18 protein-coding genes are annotated in these 24851 nt (G+C 57.9%); 16 read left to right on the top strand and 2 right to left on the bottom strand.

Features of this window, described 5'->3' with window-relative positions:
• Positions 1–7 precede the first annotated feature (7 nt).
• From HP15_RS07635 to rluB, 10 genes are all read left to right on the top strand, one after another.
• A complete protein-coding gene (locus tag HP15_RS07635) occupies positions 8–712 on the top strand; it encodes a succinate dehydrogenase iron-sulfur subunit (protein WP_008174383.1) in 705 nt (234 codons plus the stop codon).
• A 312-nt stretch (positions 713–1024) separates the two neighbouring features.
• Entirely contained in the window at positions 1025–3862 is a 2838-nt protein-coding gene (locus tag HP15_RS07640; RefSeq protein WP_008174385.1) for a 2-oxoglutarate dehydrogenase E1 component, read from the top strand.
• 25 nt (positions 3863–3887) lie between these two features.
• The gene (gene odhB, locus HP15_RS07645; protein WP_014576927.1) at positions 3888–5117 is read left to right on the top strand and encodes a 2-oxoglutarate dehydrogenase complex dihydrolipoyllysine-residue succinyltransferase; all 1230 of its coding nucleotides are present in this window, start codon (positions 3888–3890) and stop codon (positions 5115–5117) included.
• 35 nt (positions 5118–5152) lie between these two features.
• Complete coding sequence (gene lpdA, locus HP15_RS07650; RefSeq protein ID WP_008174390.1) at positions 5153–6595, top strand: dihydrolipoyl dehydrogenase; 1443 nt, start codon at positions 5153–5155, stop codon at positions 6593–6595.
• A gap of 36 nt (positions 6596–6631) precedes the next feature.
• Positions 6632–7798, top strand: coding sequence for an ADP-forming succinate--CoA ligase subunit beta (gene sucC, locus HP15_RS07655; protein WP_008174392.1), 1167 nt, complete (start codon positions 6632–6634; stop codon positions 7796–7798).
• Positions 7798–8670 carry a succinate--CoA ligase subunit alpha gene (gene sucD / locus HP15_RS07660; protein WP_008174394.1) on the top strand — a complete coding sequence of 291 codons (873 nt, stop codon included), beginning with the start codon at positions 7798–7800 and terminating at the stop codon, positions 8668–8670. The genes sucC and sucD overlap by 1 nt, the downstream gene beginning before the upstream one ends.
• A gap of 120 nt (positions 8671–8790) precedes the next feature.
• Positions 8791–10005: a tryptophan--tRNA ligase gene (locus tag HP15_RS07665; protein ID WP_081449827.1), complete on the top strand. Its 1215-nt coding sequence runs from the start codon at positions 8791–8793 to the stop codon at positions 10003–10005.
• 59 nt (positions 10006–10064) lie between these two features.
• On the top strand, positions 10065–10898 hold the full coding sequence (locus tag HP15_RS07670) for a segregation and condensation protein A (protein WP_008174399.1): 834 nt from the start codon (positions 10065–10067) through the stop codon (positions 10896–10898).
• Positions 10899–10940: 42 nt separating this feature from the next.
• Positions 10941–11579 (top strand): SMC-Scp complex subunit ScpB, encoded by a 639-nt coding sequence (gene scpB, locus HP15_RS07675; protein WP_008174401.1) that lies wholly within the window; start codon positions 10941–10943, stop codon positions 11577–11579.
• 39 nt (positions 11580–11618) lie between these two features.
• Entirely contained in the window at positions 11619–12602 is a 984-nt protein-coding gene (gene rluB / locus HP15_RS07680; RefSeq protein ID WP_014576930.1) for a 23S rRNA pseudouridine(2605) synthase RluB, read from the top strand.
• Between the two features lie 3 nt (positions 12603–12605).
• Here the strand turns inward: rluB and HP15_RS07685 are convergent, their stop codons facing one another.
• Positions 12606–13532 (bottom strand): GGDEF domain-containing protein, encoded by a 927-nt coding sequence (locus HP15_RS07685; RefSeq protein ID WP_014576931.1) that lies wholly within the window; start codon positions 13530–13532, stop codon positions 12606–12608.
• A 284-nt stretch (positions 13533–13816) separates the two neighbouring features.
• Here HP15_RS07685 and HP15_RS07690 point away from each other — a divergent pair, with 284 nt between their 5' ends.
• The 6 genes from HP15_RS07690 to HP15_RS22610 all read left to right on the top strand — a co-directional run bounded on the left by HP15_RS07690 (position 13817) and on the right by HP15_RS22610 (position 24136).
• The gene (locus tag HP15_RS07690) at positions 13817–14500 is read left to right on the top strand and encodes a GntR family transcriptional regulator (protein WP_008174408.1); all 684 of its coding nucleotides are present in this window, start codon (positions 13817–13819) and stop codon (positions 14498–14500) included.
• A 1-nt stretch (position 14501) separates the two neighbouring features.
• Complete coding sequence (gene smc, locus HP15_RS07695) at positions 14502–17996, top strand: chromosome segregation protein SMC (RefSeq protein WP_014576932.1); 3495 nt, start codon at positions 14502–14504, stop codon at positions 17994–17996.
• Between the two features lie 122 nt (positions 17997–18118).
• Positions 18119–19132 (top strand): cell division protein ZipA, encoded by a 1014-nt coding sequence (gene zipA, locus HP15_RS07700; RefSeq protein WP_014576933.1) that lies wholly within the window; start codon positions 18119–18121, stop codon positions 19130–19132.
• A 73-nt stretch (positions 19133–19205) separates the two neighbouring features.
• On the top strand, positions 19206–21242 hold the full coding sequence (gene ligA / locus HP15_RS07705; protein ID WP_014576934.1) for an NAD-dependent DNA ligase LigA: 2037 nt from the start codon (positions 19206–19208) through the stop codon (positions 21240–21242).
• Between the two features lie 144 nt (positions 21243–21386).
• Positions 21387–22643, top strand: coding sequence for a hypothetical protein (locus HP15_RS22605; protein WP_014576936.1), 1257 nt, complete (start codon positions 21387–21389; stop codon positions 22641–22643).
• Between the two features lie 23 nt (positions 22644–22666).
• Positions 22667–24136, top strand: a complete 1470-nt coding sequence (locus HP15_RS22610; RefSeq protein ID WP_014576937.1) for a hypothetical protein — start codon at positions 22667–22669, stop codon at positions 24134–24136.
• Between the two features lie 12 nt (positions 24137–24148).
• Here the strand turns inward: HP15_RS22610 and HP15_RS07715 are convergent, their stop codons facing one another.
• Entirely contained in the window at positions 24149–24781 is a 633-nt protein-coding gene (locus HP15_RS07715; RefSeq protein ID WP_014576938.1) for a CBS domain-containing protein, read from the bottom strand.
• Between the last annotated feature and the right edge of the window lie 70 nt (positions 24782–24851).

A 24851-nucleotide genomic window follows, 5' to 3' on the forward strand; every position in this document is an offset into this window, starting at 1 on the left:
TCCGAAAATGTTAGTAAGCCTTTATCGTTATAACCCGGAGACCGACAACGCGCCTTATATGCAGGACGTGGATGTCGAAATTCCGGAAGGCAAGGATCTCATGGTTCTTGACGTGCTGAACCTGGTCAAGGAGCGGGATCCTTCAATGGCCTATCGCCGTTCCTGTCGGGAGGGCGTTTGTGGCTCCGACGGCATGAACATGAACGGCAAGAACGGGCTGGCCTGTATCACGCCTGTTTCCCAGGTGGTGAAGGGCGATAAGCTGGTTCTGCGCCCGCTGCCGGGCCTGCCGGTCATTCGTGATCTGGTTGTAGATATGAGTCTTTTCTATAAGCAGTACGAAAAGGTCATGCCGTACCTGATTAACGACAAGCCTGCGCCTGCGATCGAGCGGCTGCAGTCTCCGGAAGACCGCCAGAAGCTGGACGGCCTGTACGAGTGTATTCTCTGTGCCTGCTGCTCCACGTCCTGCCCGTCGTTCTGGTGGAACCCTGACAAGTTTATCGGTCCTGCCGGCCTGCTTCAGGCCTACCGTTTCCTGGCTGACAGCCGGGATACAGCCCAGGAAGAGCGACTTGCCAACCTTGATGACCCGTTCAGCGTATTCCGTTGCCGGGGCATCATGAACTGTGTAAGTGTCTGCCCGAAAGGCCTGAACCCCACAAGGGCTATCGGCCACATTCGGAATCTTCTGCTGCAAAGGGCTACTTAAGCAGCAGGATTTGCGACAGACGCTATACTGTTCTGATCAGGTTAGTACCCGGAAGGCCTCGCAAGTTTGCGGGGCCTTCAACCAAAGGCTTATAGTCAAAGGTCTTACCCGGGTGCACACTACGCAAGCCGTGGCGGGAACTTATAAAGTTTTCTCCCTGTTTTGCTGAGTATAAAAACCACCGGGGAATGGAAAACATCCATGTCGGGTGTGGTGGCCAAAGTCGATCCCGTAAAAACCCGTATTGACTGAGAAATACCCCTGGCCGACCATATCGGGCTCCCCGCACCAGCCCAAGGTGAGCTATTCAAGATGCACGAAAGCATAATGGAGCAGTTATGGCAGACTTCCCACCTCCAGGGTGGAAATCTCGCCTATGTTGAACAGCTTTTTGAAACCTACCTGACAGACCCCAACGCCGTTCCCGAAGAGTGGCGCAGCTATTTCGACAAGCTTCCCAGTGTCGATGGCTACAAGGGCCGTGACATTGTCCACTCTTCCATCCGCGAACAGTTTGAACACATTTCCCGCAATCAGCGCTTTCTTGCCAGCGGCGGCGTTCCCGCAAGCGCCACGTCTGATGCGGACAAAAAGCAGATTCGTGTTCTCCAGCTGATCAACGCCTATCGCTTCCGCGGTCATCAGGAAGCGAAGCTGGACCCGCTCGGTGTATGGCAGCGTCCCCGGGTCGAAGACCTCGATCCCGAATTTCATGAGCTATCCGACTCTGACAGGGATCTCGAATTCCAGACCGGCTCCCTGAACCTTGGCTCCGAGACCATGAAGCTCGGAGACATTGTCGATGGCCTGCGCCAGACCTATTGCGAAAGCATCGGTGCCGAATACATGCACGTGGTGGATACCCGCATCAAGCGTTGGTTCCAGCAGCGCATGGAGCCGGTTCGTTCACGCCCGGCCTACGAAGATAACACCCGTAAGCATATCCTTGAGCGCCTGACGGCCGCTGAAGGCCTCGAGAAGTACCTGGGGTCCCGCTATCCCGGCGTAAAACGGTTCGGTCTGGAGGGTGGCGAGAGTCTGATCCCCTGTCTGGACGAGCTGATTCAGCGTGCCGGCTCCTATGGTGCCAAGGAAATCGTCCTGGGTATGGCTCACCGTGGCCGCCTCAACGTTCTGGTAAACACCCTGGGCAAAAATCCGCGGGAGCTTTTCGACGAATTCGAGGGCAAGAAGCTCGCAGATTCTGGCTCCGGTGATGTGAAGTACCACCAGGGCTTCTCATCCAACGTGATGACGCCGGGTGGCGAAGTTCACCTGGCAATGGCGTTTAACCCGTCACACCTTGAAATCGTTTCTCCGGTTGTTGAGGGCTCTGTCCGGGCTCGTCAAACCCGCCGTAACGACAATGAGGGCACCAAGGTCGTTCCGATTATCATGCACGGCGACGCGGCGTTTGCCGGCCAGGGCGTGGTGATGGAAACTTTCCAGATGTCCCAGACCCGCGGCTTCGGCGTTGGTGGCACCATTCATATCGTGATCAACAACCAGGTTGGTTTCACCACCAGCAAGCAGGAAGATGCGCGATCCACGGAATACTGTACCGACGTTGCCAAGATGATCCAGGCGCCGATTCTGCATGTGAATGCGGATGACCCTGAAGCGGTCATGTTCGTGACACAGATGGCCATGGATTATCGCAATGAATTCAAGAACGACGTTGTGATCGACCTCGTCTGCTATCGTCGTCGCGGTCACAACGAAGCGGACGAGCCGGCAGCAACCCAGCCGGTCATGTACGAGAAAATCCGCAAGCTCAAGACCACCCGCAACCTGTACGTGGATCAATTGGTGGAAGCCGGTGTTATCACCGAGGAAGAAGCCAAGCAGATGGAGAACGACTACCGTGACGCCCTGGATAATGGCGAGCACGTGGTCAAGTCCCTGGTCAAAGAGCCCAACAAAGAGCTCTACGTTGACTGGACTCCTTACCTCGGCCACGAGTGGACAGCCAAGTGCAAGTCCAGCGTTGCGCTGAAGACGATCCAGAAGCTGGGCAAGAAACTGACCTCGGTCCCTGAAGGTTTCAGTATCCAGCGTCAGGTCTCCAAGATTGTTTCCGACCGCGAAAAAATGACCGCCGGCGCCCTGCCTATCAACTGGGGCTACGGTGAAGTCATGGCGTACGCGACGCTGTTGGACGAAGGTCACCCAATCCGTCTTACGGGGCAGGATATTGGCCGTGGCACGTTCTCTCACCGCCATGCCGTCCTTCACAACCAGAAAGATGGATCGACCCATATCGCTCTGGCGGAATTGTCGGAAGATCAGCCCAAGTTCGAAATTTACGACTCGCTGCTGTCGGAAGAAGCCGTAATGGCGTTCGAGTACGGCTACGCCACTACCGCGCCTGATGGCCTTGTGGTCTGGGAAGCGCAGTTCGGCGATTTTGCCAATGGTGCCCAGGTTGTAATCGATCAGTTCCTGACCAGCGGTGAGCACAAGTGGGGACGCCTTTGTGGTCTGACCCTTCTGCTGCCCCATGGTTACGAAGGGCAAGGGCCGGAGCACAGCTCGGCGCGCCTTGAGCGTTTCCTGCAACTGAGTGCAGAGCATAATATCCAGGTTTGCGTGCCCACCACGCCTTCCCAGGTATTCCACATGCTGCGGCGCCAGGTAAAACGCCCGTTACGCAAGCCGTTGGTAGCCATTACGCCCAAGAGCCTGCTGCGGCACAAGGAAGCGACGTCTGATCTTGATGATCTGACCAGCGGTACTTTCAAGACGGTGCTGCCCGAGAAAGAACCGTCCGATCCGAAGAAGGTCACCCGTCTGATCCTGTGCTCAGGCAAGGTGTATTTCGATCTGCTTGAAAAGAAGAAGTCGGACGAGCGTGATGACGTGGCCATTGTCCGGATCGAACAGCTGTATCCTTTCCCTGGAGACGATCTTGACGAGCTCTTGAGCGAGTACTCCAAGCTCAAGCACGTCGTCTGGTGTCAGGAAGAGCCGATGAACCAGGGTGCCTGGTACTGCAGCCAGCATCACATGCGTAATGCGCTGCACCGCCTGAACCCCAAGCTGTACCTTCAGTATGCCGGTCGTGACGCTTCGGCTGCTCCTGCCTGTGGCCATATGTCGGTCCACATTGAAGAGCAGAAGAAACTGGTTAACGACGCGTTTGAAATTTGACGAGCTACCGAACTAAGGATCTGTAATGTCAACTGAGATTAAAGCCCCCGTTTTCCCGGAGTCGGTCGCGGAAGGTACTGTCGCGACCTGGCACAAACAGCCGGGTGAAGCCTGCTCCCGTGACGAGCTGATTGTCGATATCGAGACCGACAAGGTTGTTCTTGAGGTTGTTGCGCCTGCTGACGGCGTGATTGAAGAAATCATCAAGAACGAAGGCGATACCGTTGAAAGTGGTGAGGTAGTCGGCAAGTTCAAGGAAGGCGCCAAGGGCGAATCCAAGCCTGCCGAGGGTAAGAAAGAAGAAAGCAAGGAAGAGGCTCCGAAGGAAGAAGCCAAGAGTGAGGCATCTTCCGGCGAAGCCATCCTGAGCCCGGCGGCCCGAAAGCTGGCTGAGGAAAATAACGTCGATCCGAACAGCATCAAGGGTACCGGTAAAGATGGCCGCGTAACCAAGGAAGACGTTCAGAACCACGTAGACAGCGCCAAGTCCTCCGGCGGTGCTGCCGCACCCCAGCCTGCGGCTGGTATGCCGGAAGTCAACGTCAGCCAGGGCGAACGTCCCGAGAAGCGCGTACCGATGACCCGCCTGCGTGCGAGCATCGCCAAGCGTCTGGTTAATGCCCAGCAGAGCGCAGCCATGCTGACCACCTTTAACGAGGTGAACATGGGCCCGATCATGGAGATGCGCAAGCAGTACCAGGACAGCTTTGTGAAGCGTCACGGTATCAAGCTTGGCTTCATGTCGTTCTTTACCAAGGCTGCCACCGAAGCCCTGAAGCGCTTCCCGGCGGTGAACGCGTCCATCGATGGTAACGACATGGTGTATCACGGTTACCAGGACATCGGCGTGGCGGTTTCCACCGATCGCGGCCTGGTGGTTCCTGTTCTGCGTGATTCCGACGCCATGGGTCTGGCCGACATCGAGAAGAAGATCGTCGAGTACGGCACCAAGGCGAAAGAAGGCAAACTGGCCATTGAAGACATGACCGGCGGTACCTTCACAATTACCAACGGCGGTATCTTCGGTTCGCTGATTTCCACACCGATCCTGAACCCGCCGCAGACAGCCATCCTGGGCATGCACAAGATCCAGGAGCGTCCGATGGCCGTGAACGGCAAGGTGGAAATTCAGCCGATGATGTACCTGGCGCTTTCTTACGACCACAGAATGATTGATGGTAAGGAAGCGGTGCAGTTCCTCGTTGCCATCAAGGAAATGCTTGAAGACCCGGCACGTATTCTGCTGGACGTCTGAGCCGACATTTAACGAATCGGAAACGGGATAAAAGTATGTCTGATAAGTACGACGTCATTGTCATTGGTGCAGGCCCCGGGGGCTACGTAGCTGCCATCAAAGCGGCACAGCTGGGTCTCAAGACCGCGTGTGTCGAGTCCTGGACTTCAGAAGACGGCAAGGCACAGGTGCTCGGTGGTACCTGCCTGAACGTTGGTTGCATCCCCTCCAAGGCGCTGCTGGAGATTTCCCACAAGTTTGAGGAATCCAGCCACGATTTCGAGATGCAGGGCATCATCGCCAAGGATGTCAAAATGGACATCGGCAAGATGATGGAGCGCAAGAGCGGCATCGTTAAGCAGCTGACCGGCGGTATCGCAGGCCTGTTCAAGTCCAACGGCGTGACTTCCATCCATGGCCACGGCAAATTGCTGGCCAACCGCAAGGTGGAAGTAACCGACAAGGACGGCAAGTCGAAGACCTACGAAGCCGAAAACATCATTCTGGCCACCGGTTCCAAGCCGATCCAGATTCCGCCCGCGCCCTTCGACGGCGAATACATCGTGGATTCCGAGGGTGCCCTCGAGTTCACCGAGGTGCCGAAGCGTCTGGGTGTGATTGGTGCCGGCGTTATCGGCCTGGAGCTCGGCAGTGTCTGGGCTCGCCTGGGCGCGGAAGTCACCGTTCTGGAAGCCCAGGACACCTTCCTGCCGGCCGTTGACCAGCAGGTAGCAAAAGATGCCCTGAAACAGTTCCAGAAGCAGGGACTGAACATCGTCATGGGTGCGCGTATGACTGGCGCGGAAGTAAAGCGCAAGCTGGTGAACGTGAACTACGAGGATTCCAAGGGCAAGCACGAAGCCAAGTTCGACAAGCTGATCGTGGCTGTTGGTCGTCGACCCTACACCGACAACCTGTTGTCGGAAGATTCCGGCGTCCAGATGGATGAGCGCGGCTTCATCTTTGTTGATGACAACTGTAAAACCGAAGCCCCGGGTGTCTGGGCGATCGGTGACGTGGTTCGTGGACCCATGCTGGCCCACAAGGCGTCTGAAGAAGGCATCATGGTTGCGGAGCGTATTGCCGGGCACAAGCCTCAGGTGAACTACGACTGCATCCCGAACGTTGTCTACACCTTCCCGGAAGTTGCCTGGGTTGGCAAAACCGAAGAGCAGATGAAGGCAGAAGGTGAAGAGTACAACGTAGGTACCTTCCCGTTTGCGGCCAACGGTCGTGCAATGGCTGCAAACTCGGCGTCCGGTCTGGTCAAGATCATTGCTGACGCAAAAACTGACCGCATTGTCGGTTTCCATGTAGTTGGTCCCCAGGCCTCTGAAATCGTTGCCCAGGGCGTAATCGCCATGGAATTCGGTTCCAGCGCCGAAGATCTGGCCCTGACCTGTTTTGCACATCCGACTCTGTCCGAGTCCGTGCATGAAGCAGCTCTGGCCGTCGGTGGTGGCGCGATCCACATCGCCAACCGCCGCAAGAAGAAGTAACGCAAACCAGGAATTTTTTAATTCGGGACATTAACTATGAATTTGCATGAATATCAGGGCAAACAGCTTTTCGCTGAATATGGCCTGCCAGTATCCAAGGGCATTGCCTGTGATACTCCGAAGGAAGCTGTAGACGCAGCTGGTGAAATCGGCGGTGATGCATGGGTTGTGAAAGCCCAGGTTCACGCAGGTGGCCGTGGTAAGGCTGGTGGTGTAAAGCTGGTCAAGAGCAAAGAAGAGATCCGCGAGTTTGCCGAGAAGTGGCTGGGCCAGAACCTGGTAACCTACCAGACAGATGAAAACGGCCAGCCGGTGAGCAAGATCCTGGTTGAATCCCTCACCGACATCGACCAGGAGCTTTACCTGGGCGCGGTTGTTGACCGTGGCACTCGCCGCATCGTGTTCATGGCTTCCACCGAAGGTGGTGTTGAGATTGAGAAGGTTGCCGAAGAAACGCCCGAGAAGATCCTGAAAGCCGAAATCGACCCGCTGGTTGGCGCTCAGCCGTACCAGGGCCGCGAGCTCGCGTTCAAGCTGGGCCTGGAAGGCAAGCAGATCGGTCAGTTCACCAAGATCTTCGTTGGTCTGGCCAAGCTGTTCGAAGAGTGCGATCTGGCACTGGTAGAAATCAACCCGCTGGTTATTACCCCGGCTGGTGATCTGCACTGCCTGGACGCCAAAGTCGGCGTCGACGGCAACGCACTGTACCGCCAGAAGAAGATCCACGAGATGCACGATCCCTCCCAGGAAGATTCCCGGGAAGCGGAAGCGGCCAAGTGGGAGCTCAACTACGTGGCCCTGGAAGGCAACATCGGCTGCATGGTCAACGGTGCCGGCCTGGCCATGGGTACCATGGACATCATCAAGCTGTCCGGCGGCCAGCCTGCCAACTTCCTGGACGTTGGCGGCGGTGCAACCAAGGAGCGTGTTTCCGAGGCATTCAAGATCATCCTGTCTGACTCCAATGTGAAGGCGGTTCTGGTCAACATCTTCGGTGGTATCGTTCGCTGCGACATGATTGCAGAGGGCATCATCGGTGCCGTGAAGGAAGTCGGCGTCAAGGTTCCTGTTGTGGTTCGCCTTGAAGGCAACAACGCGGAGAAGGGTACTCAGGTACTCGCCGAGAGCGGTCTGAACATCATTGCCGCTACCAGTCTGTCGAATGCGGCAGAGCAAGTTGTTAAAGCCGCAGGGGGTAAATAATGAGCATCCTGATTAACAAAGACACCAAGGTTATCTGTCAGGGCTTTACCGGCGCACAGGGCACCTTCCACTCAGAGCAGGCGATCGCCTACGGCACCAAGATGGTTGGTGGCGTCAGCCCCGGCAAGGGCGGTACCGAGCATCTGGGTCTGCCGGTGTTCAACACCGTGCGTGACGCCGTTGAAGCAACCGGCGCAGAAGCTACCGTTATCTACGTACCTGCGCCGTTCTGTAAGGACGCCATCATCGAAGCGGCGGATGCCGGCATTCAGCTGATCGTATGTATCACTGAAGGTATCCCGACTATCGATATGCTGTACGCCAAAGAATACGTGGATCGCAAAGGCGTCCGCATGATTGGTCCGAACTGCCCGGGTGTTATCACTCCGGACGAGTGCAAGATCGGCATCATGCCTGGCCACATCCACAAGAAGGGCAAGGTTGGCATCGTCTCCCGTTCAGGCACCCTGACTTACGAAGCGGTCAAGCAGACCACTGACTTCGGCTACGGTCAGTCCACCTGTATCGGTATCGGTGGCGACCCGATCCCGGGCTCCAACTTCATCGACATTCTGGCCCTGCTCGAGAAAGATCCCGAGACAGAAGCCATTGTGATGATTGGCGAGATCGGCGGTACCGCCGAGGAAGAAGCTGCGGCCTACATCAAGCAGAACGTCTCCAAGCCGGTGGTTTCCTACATCGCTGGTGTTACTGCGCCTCCGGGCAAGCGCATGGGCCATGCGGGCGCCATCATCTCCGGTGGCAAGGGTACAGCAGACGATAAGTTTGCCGCCCTGGAAGACGCTGGTGTTCGCACCGTACGCAGTCTGGCCGAGATCGGTCAGGCCCTGAAGGAAGTCACTGGCTGGTAAGCTGGCCTTCTTTCAGTAAAAACCCCCGTTTCTGCCCTGCAGAGCGGGGGTTTTTTATTTATAATGCCGGGTCGCCTGAACTATGATGGCGGTTCCAATACCAAATAAGGAGTTCGTGCTTTGAGTTCTGTAGATTCCCAGCAAAGGGTTTTGTCCGGCATGCGTCCGACCGGCAAGCTTCACCTTGGCCACTACCACGGTGTGCTGAAAAACTGGGTTAAACTCCAGCATGAATTCGAATGTTTTTTCTTTGTGGCGGACTGGCACGCGCTCACCACCAACTACGATGACCCCTCCGGCATTGAACAAAGCGTCTGGGATATGGTCATTGATTGGTTGGCTGCCGGTGTGAACCCGGGCTCGTCCACGATGTTTATCCAGTCGCAGGTGCCCGAGCACGCCGAACTGCATCTGCTGCTCTCGATGATCACGCCACTCGGGTGGCTGGAACGCGTGCCGACGTTCAAGGATCAGCAGGAGAAGTTGCGGGAGAAGGATTTGGCGACTTACGGGTTCCTGGGTTACCCGCTGCTTCAGAGTGCAGATATTCTGGTTTACCGGGCAGGAAAAGTGCCTGTTGGTGCAGATCAGGTTTCCCACGTTGAAATCACCCGGGAAATCGCGCGCCGGTTCAACCACATCTATGGTCGCGAGCCAGGGTTTGAAGAGCAGGCGGAAGGTGCCATCGTGAAGATGGGCAAGAAAAACGCCAAGCTCTATCGCAATCTCAAGAGGCGTTACCAGGAAGAGGGCGACATGGACGCCCTGGAAACGGCCCGTGCTCTGCTGAAAGAGCAACAGAATATCTCCCTGGGCGATCGTGAGCGTCTTTACGGTTACATTGAAGGTGGCGGCAAGGTGATTCTGCCGGAGCCCCAACCGCTGCTGACGCCGGAATCCAAATTGCCGGGGCTGGATGGGCAGAAAATGTCCAAGTCCTACAACAACTACATCGGCCTGCGGGAAGAGCCGGACAGCGTAGCCCAGAAGGTTCGCACCATGCAGACCGACCCCCAACGGGTCCGGCGCACCGATGCGGGTGAGCCCGAAAAGTGCCCGGTGTGGGGAATGCACAAGATCTATTCTGACGCCGACACTCAGGAGTGGGTGCAAAACGGTTGTCGCAGCGCCGGCATCGGTTGCCTGGATTGCAAGAAGCCGTTGATTGACGCGATTGTCGAGGAGCAGCGTCCGCTCCACGAACGCGCGCGGGAGTATGAGGGCAATCCGGATCTGGTTCATTCCATTCTCCAGGAAGGTCGCGAGCACGCCCGCGACGCCGCCCGCGACACCCTGGAGGAAGTCCGGGCCGCCATGGGGCTTCATTACCGCTGAATCCGCAGGAGTCGGTGCCACGAGCATACAGCCAGTGCGCCGACCCGGAGTGAAAGGTTATGACTGAAGAATCCACCGATCAGGCCACGCCCGAAGCCCAGGACGCTGCACCGGAGCAGTCGCCCCTGGCGCGGGTGTCCGGCAAGCCGGTGGTGGATCTTCCCAAGGATTTGTACATTCCACCGGACGCCCTTGCCGTCTTCCTTGAGGCGTTCGAAGGGCCGCTGGATCTTCTGCTGTATCTCATCCGTCGCCAGAACATGAACATTCTGGACATCGACGTCAGCGAAATTACCCGGCAATACATGGATTACATTGGTGCCGTGGAGGCCATGCGGTTCGAGCTGGCTGCGGAATACCTGGTGATGGCCGCCACATTGGCGGAGATCAAATCGAGGATGCTGTTGCCTCGACAGGAAAGCGACGATGAGGAAGAGGTTGATCCCCGGGCCGAGCTGATTCGCCGGCTTCAGCAATACGAACGGTTCAAGCAGGCTGCCGAGGACATTGATGAATTACCGCGCCTGGAACGCGATACCTTTGCCGCCTCCGCCGCGCTGCCGAAGATGCCCTCCAGTCAGCCCCATCCGGATGTAGACTTGCGGGAAATGCTGCTGGCTCTGCAAGGCGTGCTTCAGCGGGCAGACCTGTTCACCAGTCACCACGTTGAACGGGAAAGGCTTTCGACCCGGGAGCGCATGTCCGCAATCCTGTCGGTGCTTCAGGATGATCATTTTGTGACCTTCGAAAGCCTGTTTACGATTGAAGAGGGCCGGCTCGGCGTCGTGGTGACCTTCCTGGCCACGCTTGAGCTGGTCAAAGAGCAGCTGATCGAGGTTGTTCAGGCCGAGGTTCTGGGCCCGATTCATGTTCGAGCCAGGGCAGCCAGCTAGGGCCTCCCAACGTTCAAAGCACGGAAATACGGATCAGACACCATGAACGAAGAACACCTGCTTAGAATACAGGCGATTGCCGAAGCGGCCCTGCTGGCGGCGGGCAAACCCTTGTCTCTCGACCAGCTCCGGGACCTGTTCAGTGAAGAGGAGCGCCCCGCACGCCAGGTAATGGAACATGTCATGGTACTTCTGGAAGCGGCCTGCGAAGGGCGCGGTTTTGAATTGAAGAAGGTTGCCAGCGGCTACCGTATTCAGGTACGCGAGGAATTCGCGCCCTGGGTAGGGCGTTTGTTTGAGGAAAAGCCCCAGCGCTATTCTCGGGCGTTGCTTGAAACCTTGGCATTGATCGCCTACCGGCAGCCCATCACCCGGGGTGAAATCGAGGATATTCGGGGTGTTACGGTAAGCAGCAATATCATTCGCACCCTGCTTGAGCGAGAGTGGGTTCGCGTCGTTGGGCATCGGGATGTTCCCGGCCGTCCGGCCATGTATGCGACTACGAAACAGTTTCTGGACTACTTCAACCTCACGGGCCTGGATCAGATGCCGCCCCTGAATGAAGTCCGCGATCTTGAAGAGATCGGCCGGGAAATTGAAAAGAACATGCAGGCGGAGATCGAGTTCGAATCAACGACTGCCGAGAACGACGACGAATCTTCGAGCCAGACACTTCACTGACGCCATTCGGGTGTCAGTCAGATACTAAGGATTGATTTCATGGCGGCAGAACGCCCCAACAAACCAGCCAGACCAGCCAAGGACAACGCGAGCCAGGGTGGGCCAGAGCGTATTCAGAAATTGCTTGCCCGTGCGGGCATCGGTTCGCGCCGGGAAATTGAAGGCTGGATGGAAGCCGGCCGCCTGCTGGTCAACGGGCAACCTGTGGCGCCCGGGCAAAAAGCGACTGTTGAGGATCGCTTCGAACTCGACGGCAAGCGACTTGAAGTGTCCGGTGCGGCGGAAGTGATGCGCCGGGTACTGATCTATAACAAGCCGGAGGGTGAGGTTACCACTCGAAAGGATCCTGAGGGGCGGCCGACGGTGTTTGATCGTTTGCCACGTCTCAAGGAGCATCGGTGGATTTCCATCGGACGGCTGGATATCAATACCACGGGTCTGGTGCTCTTCACCACAGACGGCGAGTTGGCGAATCGCCTGATGCACCCGTCCAACCAGATTGATCGGGAATACGCGGTACGGATCTTCGGGGAAGTGGACGATGCGAAGATCGAGCGCCTGCTTCAGGGCGTTCTCCTGGAAGATGGCATGGCCAAGTTCACCGATATCTCTCCGGCCGGCGGTAGCGGTATAAATCGCTGGTTCCACGTGACCTTGCTGGAAGGGCGCAATCGGGAAGTACGTCGTCTGTGGGAATCTCAGGGTGTTCGCGTCAGTCGGCTGAAGCGCGTGCGCTACGGGCCGATCTTCCTGCCGAGCAGGCTGACCGTAGGAAAATGGGAAGAGCTGGATCAGCGGGCAGTAGACACCCTGAGTCGCACGGTTGGTCTCGAAGCGGTTGAAATTCCGCAGAAAACACCAAATGAGAAAGCGGCCCACGACCGCCAGAGGCGGAAAAGCCCTGGCCGGTCCGGTAAGAAAACCCCCGGCAACAAATGGGCGGTCAGCGACACCAAGCCTGCCAAACCGGCCGGGCGTGCTCCCCGGCCAGAGAGAGCCCGAAGCAAGACGCCCCGGGGCTGATCGTTACGAAATGGTGGCAAACACCCGGGTGCAGTTACGGCCCTGGTGTTTGGCACGATAGAGTGCCTCGTCCGCCCTTGCCAGCCAGGCCTGGGGCGCCTCCTTGGGCAAGAAAGTGGCAACACCACAACTCGTTGTGACCTTCAGCTCCTTCTCTCCGCCATCAACCCGGATAGCGGCAATCGCTTCGCGAACGCGCTCTGCTACATCCCTGGCATCCTGCTCCGAGGTATGCGGGAGCAGGATAGCAAACTCCTCGCCGCCAAAGCGGTAGACTGAATCCGAGGTTCGGATCGACTTCTCGATCTCGCACGCAGCCAATTGCAGAAGATGGTCGCCAACCACATGGCCGTGAGTGTCGTTCACCGTCTTGAAGTGGTCCAGATCGCAGAGGACGAGCGAGTAAGGCTCGCCATGGCGCTCTGATAAAAGGCTGGAGCGCTGCAGAGCGTCGTCCAGGGCGCGTTTGTTGGGTATGCCGGTCAGGGAATCTGTCAGGGATGCCTGTTCAATGGCCACGTACTGGCAGGCGTTGCGAATCGGGCAGATCGCCGCACTCAGAACCATCTCTACGCCTTCCAGCTCCTGTTCCGAGAACCTCTGCCGACGTTGCAGTACTAGGGTCCCATAATTGACACCTTCAAGGCTCAGCCGGTACTCGCAGCGGTGTGGGCCCCCCATGCCTGTGGCATAGACGAAATCCTGTTTACCGATCCGGTGGCGGTAGTTGAGCGCACTGAAAGGAACAATGGCGACCAGCTCTTCGGCCAGGATCGCCAGCTGCTGTTCCAGCGACAGGGTGGTGGACAGCCGGCGCGTTAGCCTGGTGAGTACATCCGGCGTGTTGTTCCAGTCCTTGTGTGCCTGACGCAGCGCAGCCAGTTTCTGGGGCTGGGAAGGAGACTGATGGATCGACGGTATGTTTTTCACTACGGTTCACTCTGTCGCAGAAGTTTACAGTGCTTTGCGTGTGCGAAGCAGAAACCGTGCCCAGTCATAAAAAACGAACAAAAACAGCGAGTAACGAGGATAACATCACTTGGTTTCTGATTTTTCGGCTGTCGTTCCTGATTCGCCGTCAAAAAACCGGCAGTGATTTGCCGCGATGTTCCTGAGCTGTGCAAAATGTCAGACAAGGGGTGGGGCTATAGATTCCCTGTGGTAAACTTCTGCGTTTGAAATCGTGCCGTCTTCAGGAATGAGTGACCAACTTTATGAGGTTTCAGGCCCCGGAAAGTCTGTCTGAACAAATTGCCCAGCATCTGGGGCAACGAATCATCACGCGAGATCTCAAGCCCGGCGAACGCATTCAGGAATTGAAGGTGTCGGGAGAACTGAATGTCAGCCGTGGCTCCGTTCGGGAAGCACTGCTCATTCTGGAGCGCCGCCATCTGATCGAGATTTTCCCCCGGCGGGGTGCGGTGGTCTCCAGCCTGACGCCAGAAAGCGTCAACAGCCTCTACGACATCTATATCGACCTTCTCTGCATGCTGGGACGCAAGGTACTTGAGCGCTGGTCTGGCAGGGAGCTTGGCGGTGTCATGGGCCAAGTCCGTGAATTGCAGGCAGTCATTGATGCGTTGAACGCCACCAGTGCCGACGCCGCCGAGCAGGTTATTGATGCGGGTTTCGGGGTTATGCGTTACGCCTACGGCCTGGTCGAGAACCCGTTTCTGGAAGAAACCCTCGAGAATTTCCGGCCAGCCATCAGCCGCACCTATTTTGTGGCGCTGGAACACTTCCGGGAAGAAATCGGTGAAACTGCCACCTTCTTTCGGCAGCTGGCGGATGCCGCCGTCAACGACGACACTGAGCGGCTGCAAGCCGTTATCCAGGCCTTTGGGGAGCACCAGCGGCAGCAGGTGTTGACGATCCTCCGGCAGGAAGCGAGCGCCTGATATGCGGCTGAAGTCCATCAAACTGTCCGGCTTCAAATCGTTCGTAGATCCCACCACGGTTCCGTTCCCCTCCAACATGACGGCCGTGGTCGGCCCCAATGGGTGCGGCAAGTCCAACATCATCGATGCGGTGCGTTGGGTCATGGGGGAGAGCTCCGCCAAGTACCTGCGCGGCGAATCCATGACGGACGTTATTTTCAACGGTTCCAGTGCAAGAAAGCCTGTGGGACAGGCCTCCATCGAACTGGTGTTTGATAACAGCGATGGGTCCGCGCCCGGTGAATTCGTGAAATTCAACGAAATCTCCGTTCGCCGCCGCGTTTCCCGGGAAGGGCAGTCCGAATATTTCCTGAATGGCTCCAAGTGCCGGCGTCGCGACATTACTGACCTGTTCCTCGGCACCGGTCTCGGCCCGCGGAGCTATGCCATCATCGAACAGGGCATGATCTCGCGGCTGATTGAGGCCAAACCGGAAGAGCTTCGGATCTATATTGAAGAAGCGGCCGGCATTTCAAAATACAAGGAGCGGCGCCGGGAAACGGAGAACCGTATCCGCCGGACCCAGGAAAACCTGGAGCGTCTGACCGATTTGAGGGAAGAGCTGGGCCGCCAACTGCAACACCTGGAGCGTCAGGCAGCCGCAGCCGAAAAGTACAAGGCCTTCAAGCAGGAAGAGCGCCAGAAAAAAGCCGAACTGACGGTGCTTCGCTGGCAATCTCTCGACAATGACTTGCAAGCCTGGCGAGGCAAGATCCGGGATACCGAGCTCGAGCTTGAGAAATACCTCACCGAGCGGGTCAGCCTGGAGACCTCCCTGGAATCCCTGCGCGACAATCACCAGGAACGAACCGAGCATTTCAACCGGGCACAGGCACGCTATTACGAAGCCGGGGCCGATATCGCCCGTATTGAGCAGAGCCTCGAACACCAGCGTGAACGGAGCCGGCAAATGGCGGCTGAGCTGGACCAGGCCATGGCGAACCAGAGAGAACTGGCCCGCGAGCTGGAGCAGGATGAGGACAAGCTTGCGGGAATCCAGGAAGAACTCGACATGATGGAGCCGGAGCAGGAAGCGCTGGCAGTTCGCTCCGAGGAATCTGGTGAGAAGTTGCAGCAGGCCGAAGACGCCATGAGCGACTGGCAGCACCAGTGGGAAGACTTCAGTGCCCGTTCATCGGACGCGCGGCGCCAGGCAGAGCTGGCCCAGTCCAGAATCCGCTCGCTTGAGGATGCCATTGAGCAACTGCTGGCCCGCCAACGCAAGCTTCAGGACGAACAGGAATTGCTGGAAGGTCAGATGGACCGCGCCGAGCTTGAAGAGCTGCTGGAACAGCAGGAAACGCTGGAGCTGAAGCGCGAAGAGGCGGCCGAACGGATTGCATCCGTTCAGGACGAGCTCTACGAAGCCCGGCAGCAACAGCGTGATGCCGAGCAGGCGCTCTCTGAAGAACGCCAACGGGTGCAGAGCCTTCGTGCGTCCCTGGAGTCCCAGCAATCCCTTCTGGATGAGCAGATGGGGGCCGGGGATGATGTTCTGCAATCCTGGCTGTCACAGAACGCCCTCAGCGATATGCCCCGGGTGGCCAGTCAGCTTCAGATTACCGATGGCTGGGAGTTTGCTGTCGAACAGGTTATCGGGCGGTTTACCCAGGGTCTCTGCCTTCCCGATATTGATCAGCTCTCGTCCGCCATGAAAGAAGCGCCAAAGGGGTTGGCGCTGGTGGAGGCAGAAGCCACAGACGGCAGTGAGCGTTCCGGGTTGGCGGCCAAAGTTTCCGGAGTGCCGGGAATTGCCTCGTTGCTTCGCGGCATCGATACCGTCGAAACCGTCTCTGACGCCATGGGTATGCGATCGGGGCTTCGGGACGGTCAAAGCCTGATGACACCCGAGGGCGTCTGGATATCCCGGGAGTGGGTCCTGATGCCGGACTCTGATGCCGGCCAGGTCGGTGTGATTGAGCGGCAGAAGAAGGTGACCGAACTGGCCGCGCAGCTGGCCGAGGCGGAGGAGGCGCTGGAGGCGGCTACCGAACGGCTGGAAGAGCTCCAGGAGCGGGCAGAGCGTTCGGAAGCAGCCCGGGATGAGGCGCAGACCCGTCTGAGCGAGGCCGATCGTGAACTGAGCACACTGGCGTCCAGGGTCAGCGGCCTACGAGCACGTGCCGAGCAGATTGATGCCCGCCTGCAGCGAATCCGGGACGATATCCAGGACGTGTCCGAAAACCTCGAGGGCCAGAAAGAGAGTCTTCAGGATGCCCGGGAAGACTGGCAACTGGCGCTGGCTTCCACCGAAGACAGCGATGAAGAGAAAGAGCGGTTGCTGGAGCAGCGTGATACCTTGCGCGAAAGCCTGGACCGGCTTCGCCAGGAGGCCCGGCACGACCGTGATCACGCGCATCAGCTGCAGCTCCAGCTGCAGACCCTGCACAGTCAACGGGACGGCCTCAGGCAGACGATTGATCGGATGCAGTTGCAGAAGGAGCGTATCGACGAGCGCCTGGAGATTCTGAGGGAGTCCCGGGAAAGCGCCGAAGAGCCCATCGAAGACCTTCAGATGCAGCTCGAAGGGCTGCTGGATCGGCGATTGGCGGAAGAGGAAAAGCTGGGCGCTGCTCGCGACGCGCTGGAAGAGATTGATCGGGAAGTGCGCGAAAAGGAACAGGGCAGAAGCGGAACCGATCATCGCATTCAGGAAGTCCGGTCCCGACTCGAAAAACTGAAAATGGAGTCCCAGGCCCTGGAAATCCGTTCCGGGAACCATGTCGATCAGCTCAAGGAGCTGGACGTAAAACTTCAGGATATCCTCGCCCAGTTGCCCGAGGGTGCGAATGAAAAAGACTGGGCAGACGAACTGGAGCGGATCGGCAACCGAATTCAGCGCCTGGGCGCGATTAACCTGGCGGCCATCGAGGAATATCAGGTTCAGAGTGAGCGCAAGACCTACCTGGATTCCCAGCATGAAGACCTGATGGAAGCCCTGGAAACACTGGACAACGCCATTCGGAAAATAGACCGGGAAACCCGGCAGCGTTTCAAGGAAACCTTTGACCAGGTGAACGGTGGTCTGCAGGCTTTGTTTCCCAAAGTGTTCGGAGGCGGAAACGCCTACCTGGAGCTTACCGGTGAGGATCTTCTGGAAACCGGCGTTGCAATCATGGCGCGGCCGCCGGGCAAGAAGAACAGCACCATTCACCTGCTGTCGGGCGGCGAGAAGGCCCTTACGGCGATCGCACTGGTGTTTTCGATTTTCCAGCTGAACCCGGCACCCTTCTGTATGCTGGACGAGGTGGATGCGCCGCTGGATGACGCCAACGTGGGCCGCTATGCCAACATGGTCAAGGAGATGTCCAAGCAGGTTCAGTTCATCTACATTACCCACAACAAGATTGCCATGGAGATGGCGGATCAGTTGATGGGCGTAACCATGCACGAACCGGGGTGTTCGCGCCTGGTGTCGGTCGATGTCGACGAGGCAGCGGCTCTCGCAGAGGCTTGAGGCTGTTCAGAATTCAGGCGACCATGACAATCACGCCATCTGGCCCGGGTGTGCGTTGTATTCATTACGGGCTTTTCTTAGAGTAGCAACGTTACGGGATCTGCAAACAGGACAGCAGCACTATGTCACTTAGGGAATGGTTAATTGCCATCGGTACCCTGGTTATTATCGGCATTGTCATTGATGGCGTGCGCCGCATGCGGCGTGCCCGGAAGGAATCCATGGCAATCTCATCGGGCATGGGCGCCGATGAGCTCGAGGATTCGCCACTCGATGACGAGTACAACCCGGAGTTGCCCAACGGCGGCGCACGAACCATCTCCCGCGACACACTCGAAGAGCGTGGCTATGTAAAGCGTGAAAAGCCCAGCCGATTTGGTTCTCCGAAACCCAAACCGACCCGCCCGGTGACAGCTGCTGCCAAGGAAGAACATCGGGAGTCGCCAGAACCGGATCTACATCTGGAGCCGGAAAGCGAACCGGCTGCCGAGTATCACGATGAACCTGTTGAGTCGGATCCCGATTTCGGGTTGTCCAGTCATGAGCCTGAAGAAACCGAGCTGGAATCAGGTTGGGGGGCCATCGAAGATGAGGCGGAAGCAGTCCCGCCTACGGTGACAACCGAAGTAGAGGAAGATACGGCACGGCGTGAACCTTCCCGAGCGGTGAGTGGTCAGCCGCTGGCAGGTGCGAATCGCCCTGAAGCCCGGGAAGTGATTGTGATCAATGTCCTGGCCAAGAGCGGTGAAGACTTCAAGGGGGTGGCCCTGAAGAAGTTGTTCGAAGCCTGTGGTCTGGAGCATGGTGATATGGACATTTATCACCGGCACGAGGAGTCCGATACCACCAGCCCGGTCCAGTTCAGTGTTGCCAATGCCGTGGAACCCGGCACGTTCAAGCCGGGCGATATGCCGACCCTGGCCACGCCCGGTATCAGTTTCTTCATGAGTATGCCCGGGCCCACCAATGCGCTGCAGGCGTTTGACTTCATGCTTGAGACAGCCCAGGCCGTGGTTCGTAACCTTGGCGGCGAGCTTAAGGATGAGCGCCGGAGCGTGATGACTCCTCAGACAATCGAGCACTGCCGCCAGAGGATTCGGGAGTTCGAGCGCAAGCAACGTTCCCAGCGAGTCTGAAACCTGGCGGTAAAAGAAGGCCAGATGCCCGGTTTGTTCCGGGCATTTTTTTGAGAGACGAGAGTGCCAGTCCATGAGCAAAGCCACGCCCGACATCATTCAGCGTGTTGAAGAACTCCGTTCGGCGATTGATGACCATAACTACCGCTATTACGTGCTGGATGACCCGCGTGTTCCAGATGCGGAATACGACCGGTTGTTCCGGGAATTGCAGGGCCTGGAAACCGATTATCCGGAGTTGGCTTCGGACACGTCGCCCACGCGGCGGGTTGGCAGCGCCGCGGAAACCAGCTTTGAGGAGGTAGTGCACAGGCTGCCCATGCTGTCGCTGGATAATGCGTTCAGCGAGGACGAACTTCGTGATTTTGACCGGCGGGTAAAAGATCGGCTCGGTATCACTGAGGACGTGGAGTATGTCTGTGAACCCAAGCTGGACGGGCTGGCGGTGAGCCTGCACTACGAGAATGGCGCCCTGACTACCGCCGCCACCCGGGGGGATGGCTATTCCGGGGAGGACATAACCGCCAATATCCGAACCATTCCCTCGGTACCGCTGAAGCTCCGTGGCGACGACGTGCCCGATCTGGTGGAGGTCCGCGGCGAAGTCTACATGCCGAAGGACGGTTTCGAACAGCTTAACCGCCGCCTGGCGGAGCGTGGCGAGAAGACCTTCGTTAATCCACGTAATGCGGCGGCCGGCAGCCTCCGGCAGAAAAAGTCGACGGTAACCGCCAGGCGCCCTCTCGAAATGTGCGCTTACAGCGTTGCGGTAACTGACGAAAGCCTCTTGCCGGATACCCAGTGGGAGGGGCTGAAGAGAGTCCAGAGCTGGGGTTTCCGTATTAATCCCGAGATGCGCAAGGCCAGGGGCGCGGAGGAATGCCTCGAAGCCTACAGCGAGCTGATGGACAAACGCGACGGTCTCCCCTACGAAATCGACGGTATCGTCTTCAAGGTGAACCGGCTTGACCAGCAAAAGGCCCTGGGTTTTGTATCCCGGGCCCCTCGTTGGGCGATTGCCCAGAAGTTTCCGGCTCAGGAGGAACTCACGGTTATCGAGGACGTGGAATTCCAGGTCGGTCGTACTGGCGCGGTTACCCCGGTTGCGAGGTTAAAACCCGTGTTTGTGGGCGGTGTAACGGTGAGCAACGCCACCCTCCATAACATGGACGAAATTCGCCGACTGGATGTTCATATCGGCGATACCGTGTTCATTCGCCGCGCCGGTGATGTGATTCCGCAGGTGGTCAAGGTGGTGGCCGAAAAACGCCCCTCAGGCGCCCGGGAAGTGGAATTGCCCCGACAGTGCCCGGTGTGTGACTCGGATGTTATCCAGATCGAAGGCGAAGCCGTTGCCCGTTGCTCTGGCGGCCTGTTCTGCCCCGCGCAGCGAAAGGAAGCCATTCGCCACTATGCCTCCCGCAAAGCCCTCGATATTGAGGGCCTGGGAGACAAGTGGATAGATATCATGGTGGATCAGGGCATGGTGGAAACCGTTGCCGATCTGTATCGCCTGACTACCGACGACCTCGTAAAACTTGAGCGAATGGGAGAAAAGTCGGCGGCCAATCTGGTGGCTGCCATTGATCGGGCCAGAAACCCCGTGCTCTGGAGGTTCCTGTATGCCCTTGGCATCCGGGAGGTGGGGGAGGCCACCGCTAAAGCCCTGGCGGGCCACTTCGGAACTCTGGAGGCCATTGCTGCAGCGGATGAAGAGAGCCTTCAGACGGTTCCGGATGTCGGGCCGATCGTTGCGGGGCATATCCGTAGCTTTTTCGAGCAGACCCACAATCGCGAAACCCTGGATGCCCTGCGTGAAGCCGGTGTGAGGTGGCAGGAAGAGGAAGTCCGGGAGGGAGAGAAGCCTCTGAAAGGCCAGACCTGGGTGCTGACCGGTACGCTTTCCGGAATGACAAGGGACGAAGCCAAAGAGAAGCTGGAATCCCTCGGAGCCAAGGTGGCCGGAAGCGTTTCCAAAAAGACGGCCTGCGTGGTGGCTGGAGAGGCCGCCGGTTCCAAACTGGCCAAGGCAGAACAGTTAGAGGTACCTGTTCTGGATGAAGCCGGGCTGGTGGCGTTGCTGGAAGAGCACGGCCTGGGCGCGGGCTAACCGAATCTGAGAACTCGCGCAGATCCCCTGCGTATCAAATTGGCTACCATGGCGTTGTTCTGTAACGGTGTGTAAACCGCCCGGTGTTCATGTTCCATCCGGGCGGTCGCTGCCATAACAACAACGATAGAAACGGATTTTTTCATGGGCGCCGATTTTCACTCCCGCATTCATCCTGTTCGCCAACTTGCCGTTCTGGCCCTGCTTTCACTGGGGCTTGCTGCGTGCAAGACGGAAAAGGATCCCGACCAGCCCACAATCCTTGGCGTACCTCCGGTGTTCGCCTATCTCGGTGTTGAATACTCCTACAACTTCGGGGCCTACGGTGGCGAAGATATCCTTGATTATTCCCTGACCAATGCGCCGTCCTGGCTGGCGCTCGAGGATACCAGTAACAAGGCCCGCCAGGGCATCATTATGCGCGGTGTCCCCGGCCTCACCGGCGGTAGTCGAGGAGAGGCGGACCTGGGCAAGACCGAAGGCATCAATCTGGTAACAACCGACGGCCGCATGGCCGGCGCCCAGCCGTTCGATATTGATGTGAAATACAATGTCATGTCTCTGGATGCAGAGCCGTTTACGGAAGGTGAAAGCCCGGAAATCCCTGCCAGTAACCGTGAACAATGTACCTTGCCCGATCTTGAAACCGAGGGTGAGCACAGCGTTACCATCAATCTCTACAACGATGACGGCTCCGTATCCGGTACCAGGGAGTTGACACTTCCGACGCGCCGCGTCTTCGTCAAGGTTACCCTGGATCAACCGTCGGTAACCCGGGTAGCGGTAGCGTTTGAGCTTTTGTCTGACTATGACGCATCCAGCTGCGACGTCGGATTCTCGCCTCCACACCAGAACTGCGATCACAGTGCCTCCAATGCGGGGGATGCCATCCTCGGCACGGACATTGTCGGGTTGGGCAGCAACAGTTCAATGCCTCGCGATGAGACGGGGGAAAGCGAGCTGGACTATATCGACTATGAGCTTGACGAACAGGGTTTCTATACGCGCGGTGTGATCACACTTGAGCCGGGTATTACCGAGTGTTATCTGCCATTGGAGGTGGTCGAGGACAGCTTTGCCGAGCCCGTCGAGTCCCTTCGCCTGGCACTGACAGAAGTGCGATCCGGTCTGGCCGGTCTTGGCAGCGGTAACGGTGGTGTCGTTACCAATTTGTCCATTCAGGACAACGAGCCGGTTCTGTCGCTGGAAACTGTAAACGGTGGCGGCAGGGATACGCTGAACGTGGGTGCTGTGCGCGAATACGTCGCGAGACTCTCTGGAGACAGAGACCGGGATATTTTGCGAAGCTCAGCCACACCGAAGACTCCACCGCACGTCTCGAATCCGAGTTCGTTATCGAGCGACTGGAAGACGGAAACTGGGTTGAGAATGACGAACTGATTTTTCCAGAAGGGACCGATGAAGTGCCTTTCCGGATTCGGGTACCGGAGGCCGGCTATACCAACCCGGCCTTCAGCGACCGGTTTATCCTGCTGGGCCTCAACGAGAACTTCCAGGCCGGTCGAGAGGATTATGCCCGAGCGGAGGCTGAAAACCTGATCCGGATCAGCCTCAACGAGCTGACGTCTCCGCTTGCTCTGAACCCTGGCGACGGCTTTGTGGCCACAGACATCTCGATGGGCCATGACGGCAGGCTGTTCGTTGCCGGCTACGACACCCAGGATAACGACAGGGTGCTGGTGCGAATCTTTGACCAACGAGGCACTCAGTTGCAGCAGGTTGACATATCCTCTGCGAGCGACAGCCTGAGCGCTCCGGATCCGGTCATAAACGTGGTGCAGCGGAAGGTGACCGAGGGTGGGACGAAGGTAGACCGGTTCGAATTTGTCGTTGCCTACAGCACCGATCAGTCTGTGGCGGGGACGTCCGGTCTGGGCGGCCTGGATTCAGTGACATCGCTTTACTGGTTTGATTCCGCCTCCAACGGTGGCGAATACGTTCGCACCTGGACCATCCGGACCGGAACGGATGCTGATGATCAGGTTCGCTGGGCCGGAATCAACCGTGACACCGGCTATGTCATCCTGGCCGGGGAAACGGAAGGTGTGTTTGATCAGCAGCAGGGATCGGGCGGCAGGGACAGCTTCCTGCAGCGAATTGATACCGAACTGGACGGCAACACGCAGCAGCCTGCGGTTGCCTGGACCCGCCAGGCCGGCTCAGCAGCCGATGACCGTGTTGCCGGCGGCAGCACAGAATCTGTGAACCCCGGGTTGTTTGGTTCGGCCGCGGGGTCTGTGGAAGGCGCTTCAGTCATCGGCGGCATTGATGCCTTCTTCTTTAACGCCTCCAGTGCCACCAGCGAACTTGATGTCAAACAGGTTGGCACCAGTGGCGATGAACCGGTTTCCAACGGACTGTATACCGGTAGCACGCTCTGGCTGATTGGTGCCAGTGATGGATCCTATTCTGTGCTGGAGCAGGACGAGGAAGACCCCGTTCTGGAGAGGGAGGCGCTCTCCAGTGCTGCCGGGTTCCTGCTGGGATATTCAGCCGCCGGGAATGTCAGTCGGGCCTTCACCCTGAATGACGAAGACGATCAGTCCAGCGAGGCATTTCTTGGGTTGGCTGATTTCGATGGCGACATGGTTGTGGCGGGTACCACGAACGGCGACTTCGCCAGCGGCGGTGTGGTGTCCGGAATGGAGCAGGGCATCGCTGCCCGGGTATCGCTGGTTCCAGAACCGGAGACGGAAGAGGAAGAGTCGGAATTCAGAAACAACTGGCGATACCAGCTTGCGGCCGATGACTCTGCCATAGTGGATCTCGAAAACTACCGCGATGACGAAATACCTGCATTAACCCGAGTAGGCAACAACTGGTATGTGCTTCTCTTCAGTCCAGAGGGAGAGCTGTTGACGCCTCTGAATTAGATGCCGTTGGAACTACACCGTTCCCTGATGGCGGCCGGCGCTGGCGTAAAGTCGCAGGTAGTCCGTGCTGGTAACAATTCCGGAGGCGGCGCCTTTGGCATCTACCACCAGGGCTGCGTTGAGCTGGTGGGCCAGCATGAGCCTGGCGAGCTGATGGGCATCGGTCTCGGGTGAGGCTGTCAGGAACGCGGGCAACTCGATGTGAACCAGGCTCTGGCTCATGGCATCGGCTTCGTTCTCGTGAAGCCAGCCCAGGAGCCAACGCAGGTCGACAAGGCCGGCAACGTTGTTATCCGCCATGATCACAAGGTGATGCACCTGGTGCTCGTCCATGACGGTTAAAGCCTCAGAAATCGTTGCAGACGCCGGAACGGAATACAGGGTTTGAGACGAGATGCTGGATACCGGCAGATAAGGGCGGTCTTCCCGGCGCTCGCCAGCGGCCGCCGCGCCGTATTCCTCAAGTGCTTTGTAGCGACCGGCATTGGCGGCCTGCTGGAACTCGGCGTCCGTTGCCTCACTTCGGCCAGGATTAATGCTCTGGGTTTCTGCCAGCTCTGTAACATCACCCACAGGCCTTGCCCGGAATGTTTCCGGTAGCCGGGTTCCGACCGGGCGGCCGGGTTCGCTGACAAAAATGGACATGGGTTCTCTCCGTGACTATGCCACCATTTCGATGGTTATCGGCAGTCTGACCGGAAACTTCAGCTGGAGT

It is taken from the genome of Marinobacter adhaerens HP15 (assembly GCF_000166295.1).
Taxonomy (GTDB): Bacteria; Pseudomonadota; Gammaproteobacteria; order Pseudomonadales; family Oleiphilaceae; genus Marinobacter; species Marinobacter adhaerens.

Excerpts from the sequence above, each read along its gene's own strand:
- zipA (WP_014576933.1), top strand. The coding sequence starts at position 18,119 with ATGTCACTTAGGGAATGGTTAATTGCCATCGGTACCCTGGTTATTATC.
- ligA (WP_014576934.1), top strand. The coding sequence starts at position 19,206 with ATGAGCAAAGCCACGCCCGACATCATTCAGCGTGTTGAAGAACTCCGT.
- sucD (WP_008174394.1), top strand. The coding sequence starts at position 7,798 with ATGAGCATCCTGATTAACAAAGACACCAAGGTTATCTGTCAGGGCTTT.
- HP15_RS07690 (WP_008174408.1), top strand. The coding sequence starts at position 13,817 with ATGAGGTTTCAGGCCCCGGAAAGTCTGTCTGAACAAATTGCCCAGCAT.
- rluB (WP_014576930.1), top strand. The coding sequence starts at position 11,619 with ATGGCGGCAGAACGCCCCAACAAACCAGCCAGACCAGCCAAGGACAAC.
- smc (WP_014576932.1), top strand. The coding sequence starts at position 14,502 with ATGCGGCTGAAGTCCATCAAACTGTCCGGCTTCAAATCGTTCGTAGAT.
- lpdA (WP_008174390.1), top strand. The coding sequence starts at position 5,153 with ATGTCTGATAAGTACGACGTCATTGTCATTGGTGCAGGCCCCGGGGGC.
- HP15_RS07670 (WP_008174399.1), top strand. The coding sequence starts at position 10,065 with ATGACTGAAGAATCCACCGATCAGGCCACGCCCGAAGCCCAGGACGCT.
- sucC (WP_008174392.1), top strand. The coding sequence starts at position 6,632 with ATGAATTTGCATGAATATCAGGGCAAACAGCTTTTCGCTGAATATGGC.
- HP15_RS22605 (WP_014576936.1), top strand. The coding sequence starts at position 21,387 with ATGGGCGCCGATTTTCACTCCCGCATTCATCCTGTTCGCCAACTTGCC.
- HP15_RS07640 (WP_008174385.1), top strand. The coding sequence starts at position 1,025 with ATGCACGAAAGCATAATGGAGCAGTTATGGCAGACTTCCCACCTCCAG.
- HP15_RS07635 (WP_008174383.1), top strand. The coding sequence starts at position 8 with ATGTTAGTAAGCCTTTATCGTTATAACCCGGAGACCGACAACGCGCCT.
- scpB (WP_008174401.1), top strand. The coding sequence starts at position 10,941 with ATGAACGAAGAACACCTGCTTAGAATACAGGCGATTGCCGAAGCGGCC.
- HP15_RS07715 (WP_014576938.1), bottom strand. The coding sequence starts at position 24,781 with ATGTCCATTTTTGTCAGCGAACCCGGCCGCCCGGTCGGAACCCGGCTA.
- odhB (WP_014576927.1), top strand. The coding sequence starts at position 3,888 with ATGTCAACTGAGATTAAAGCCCCCGTTTTCCCGGAGTCGGTCGCGGAA.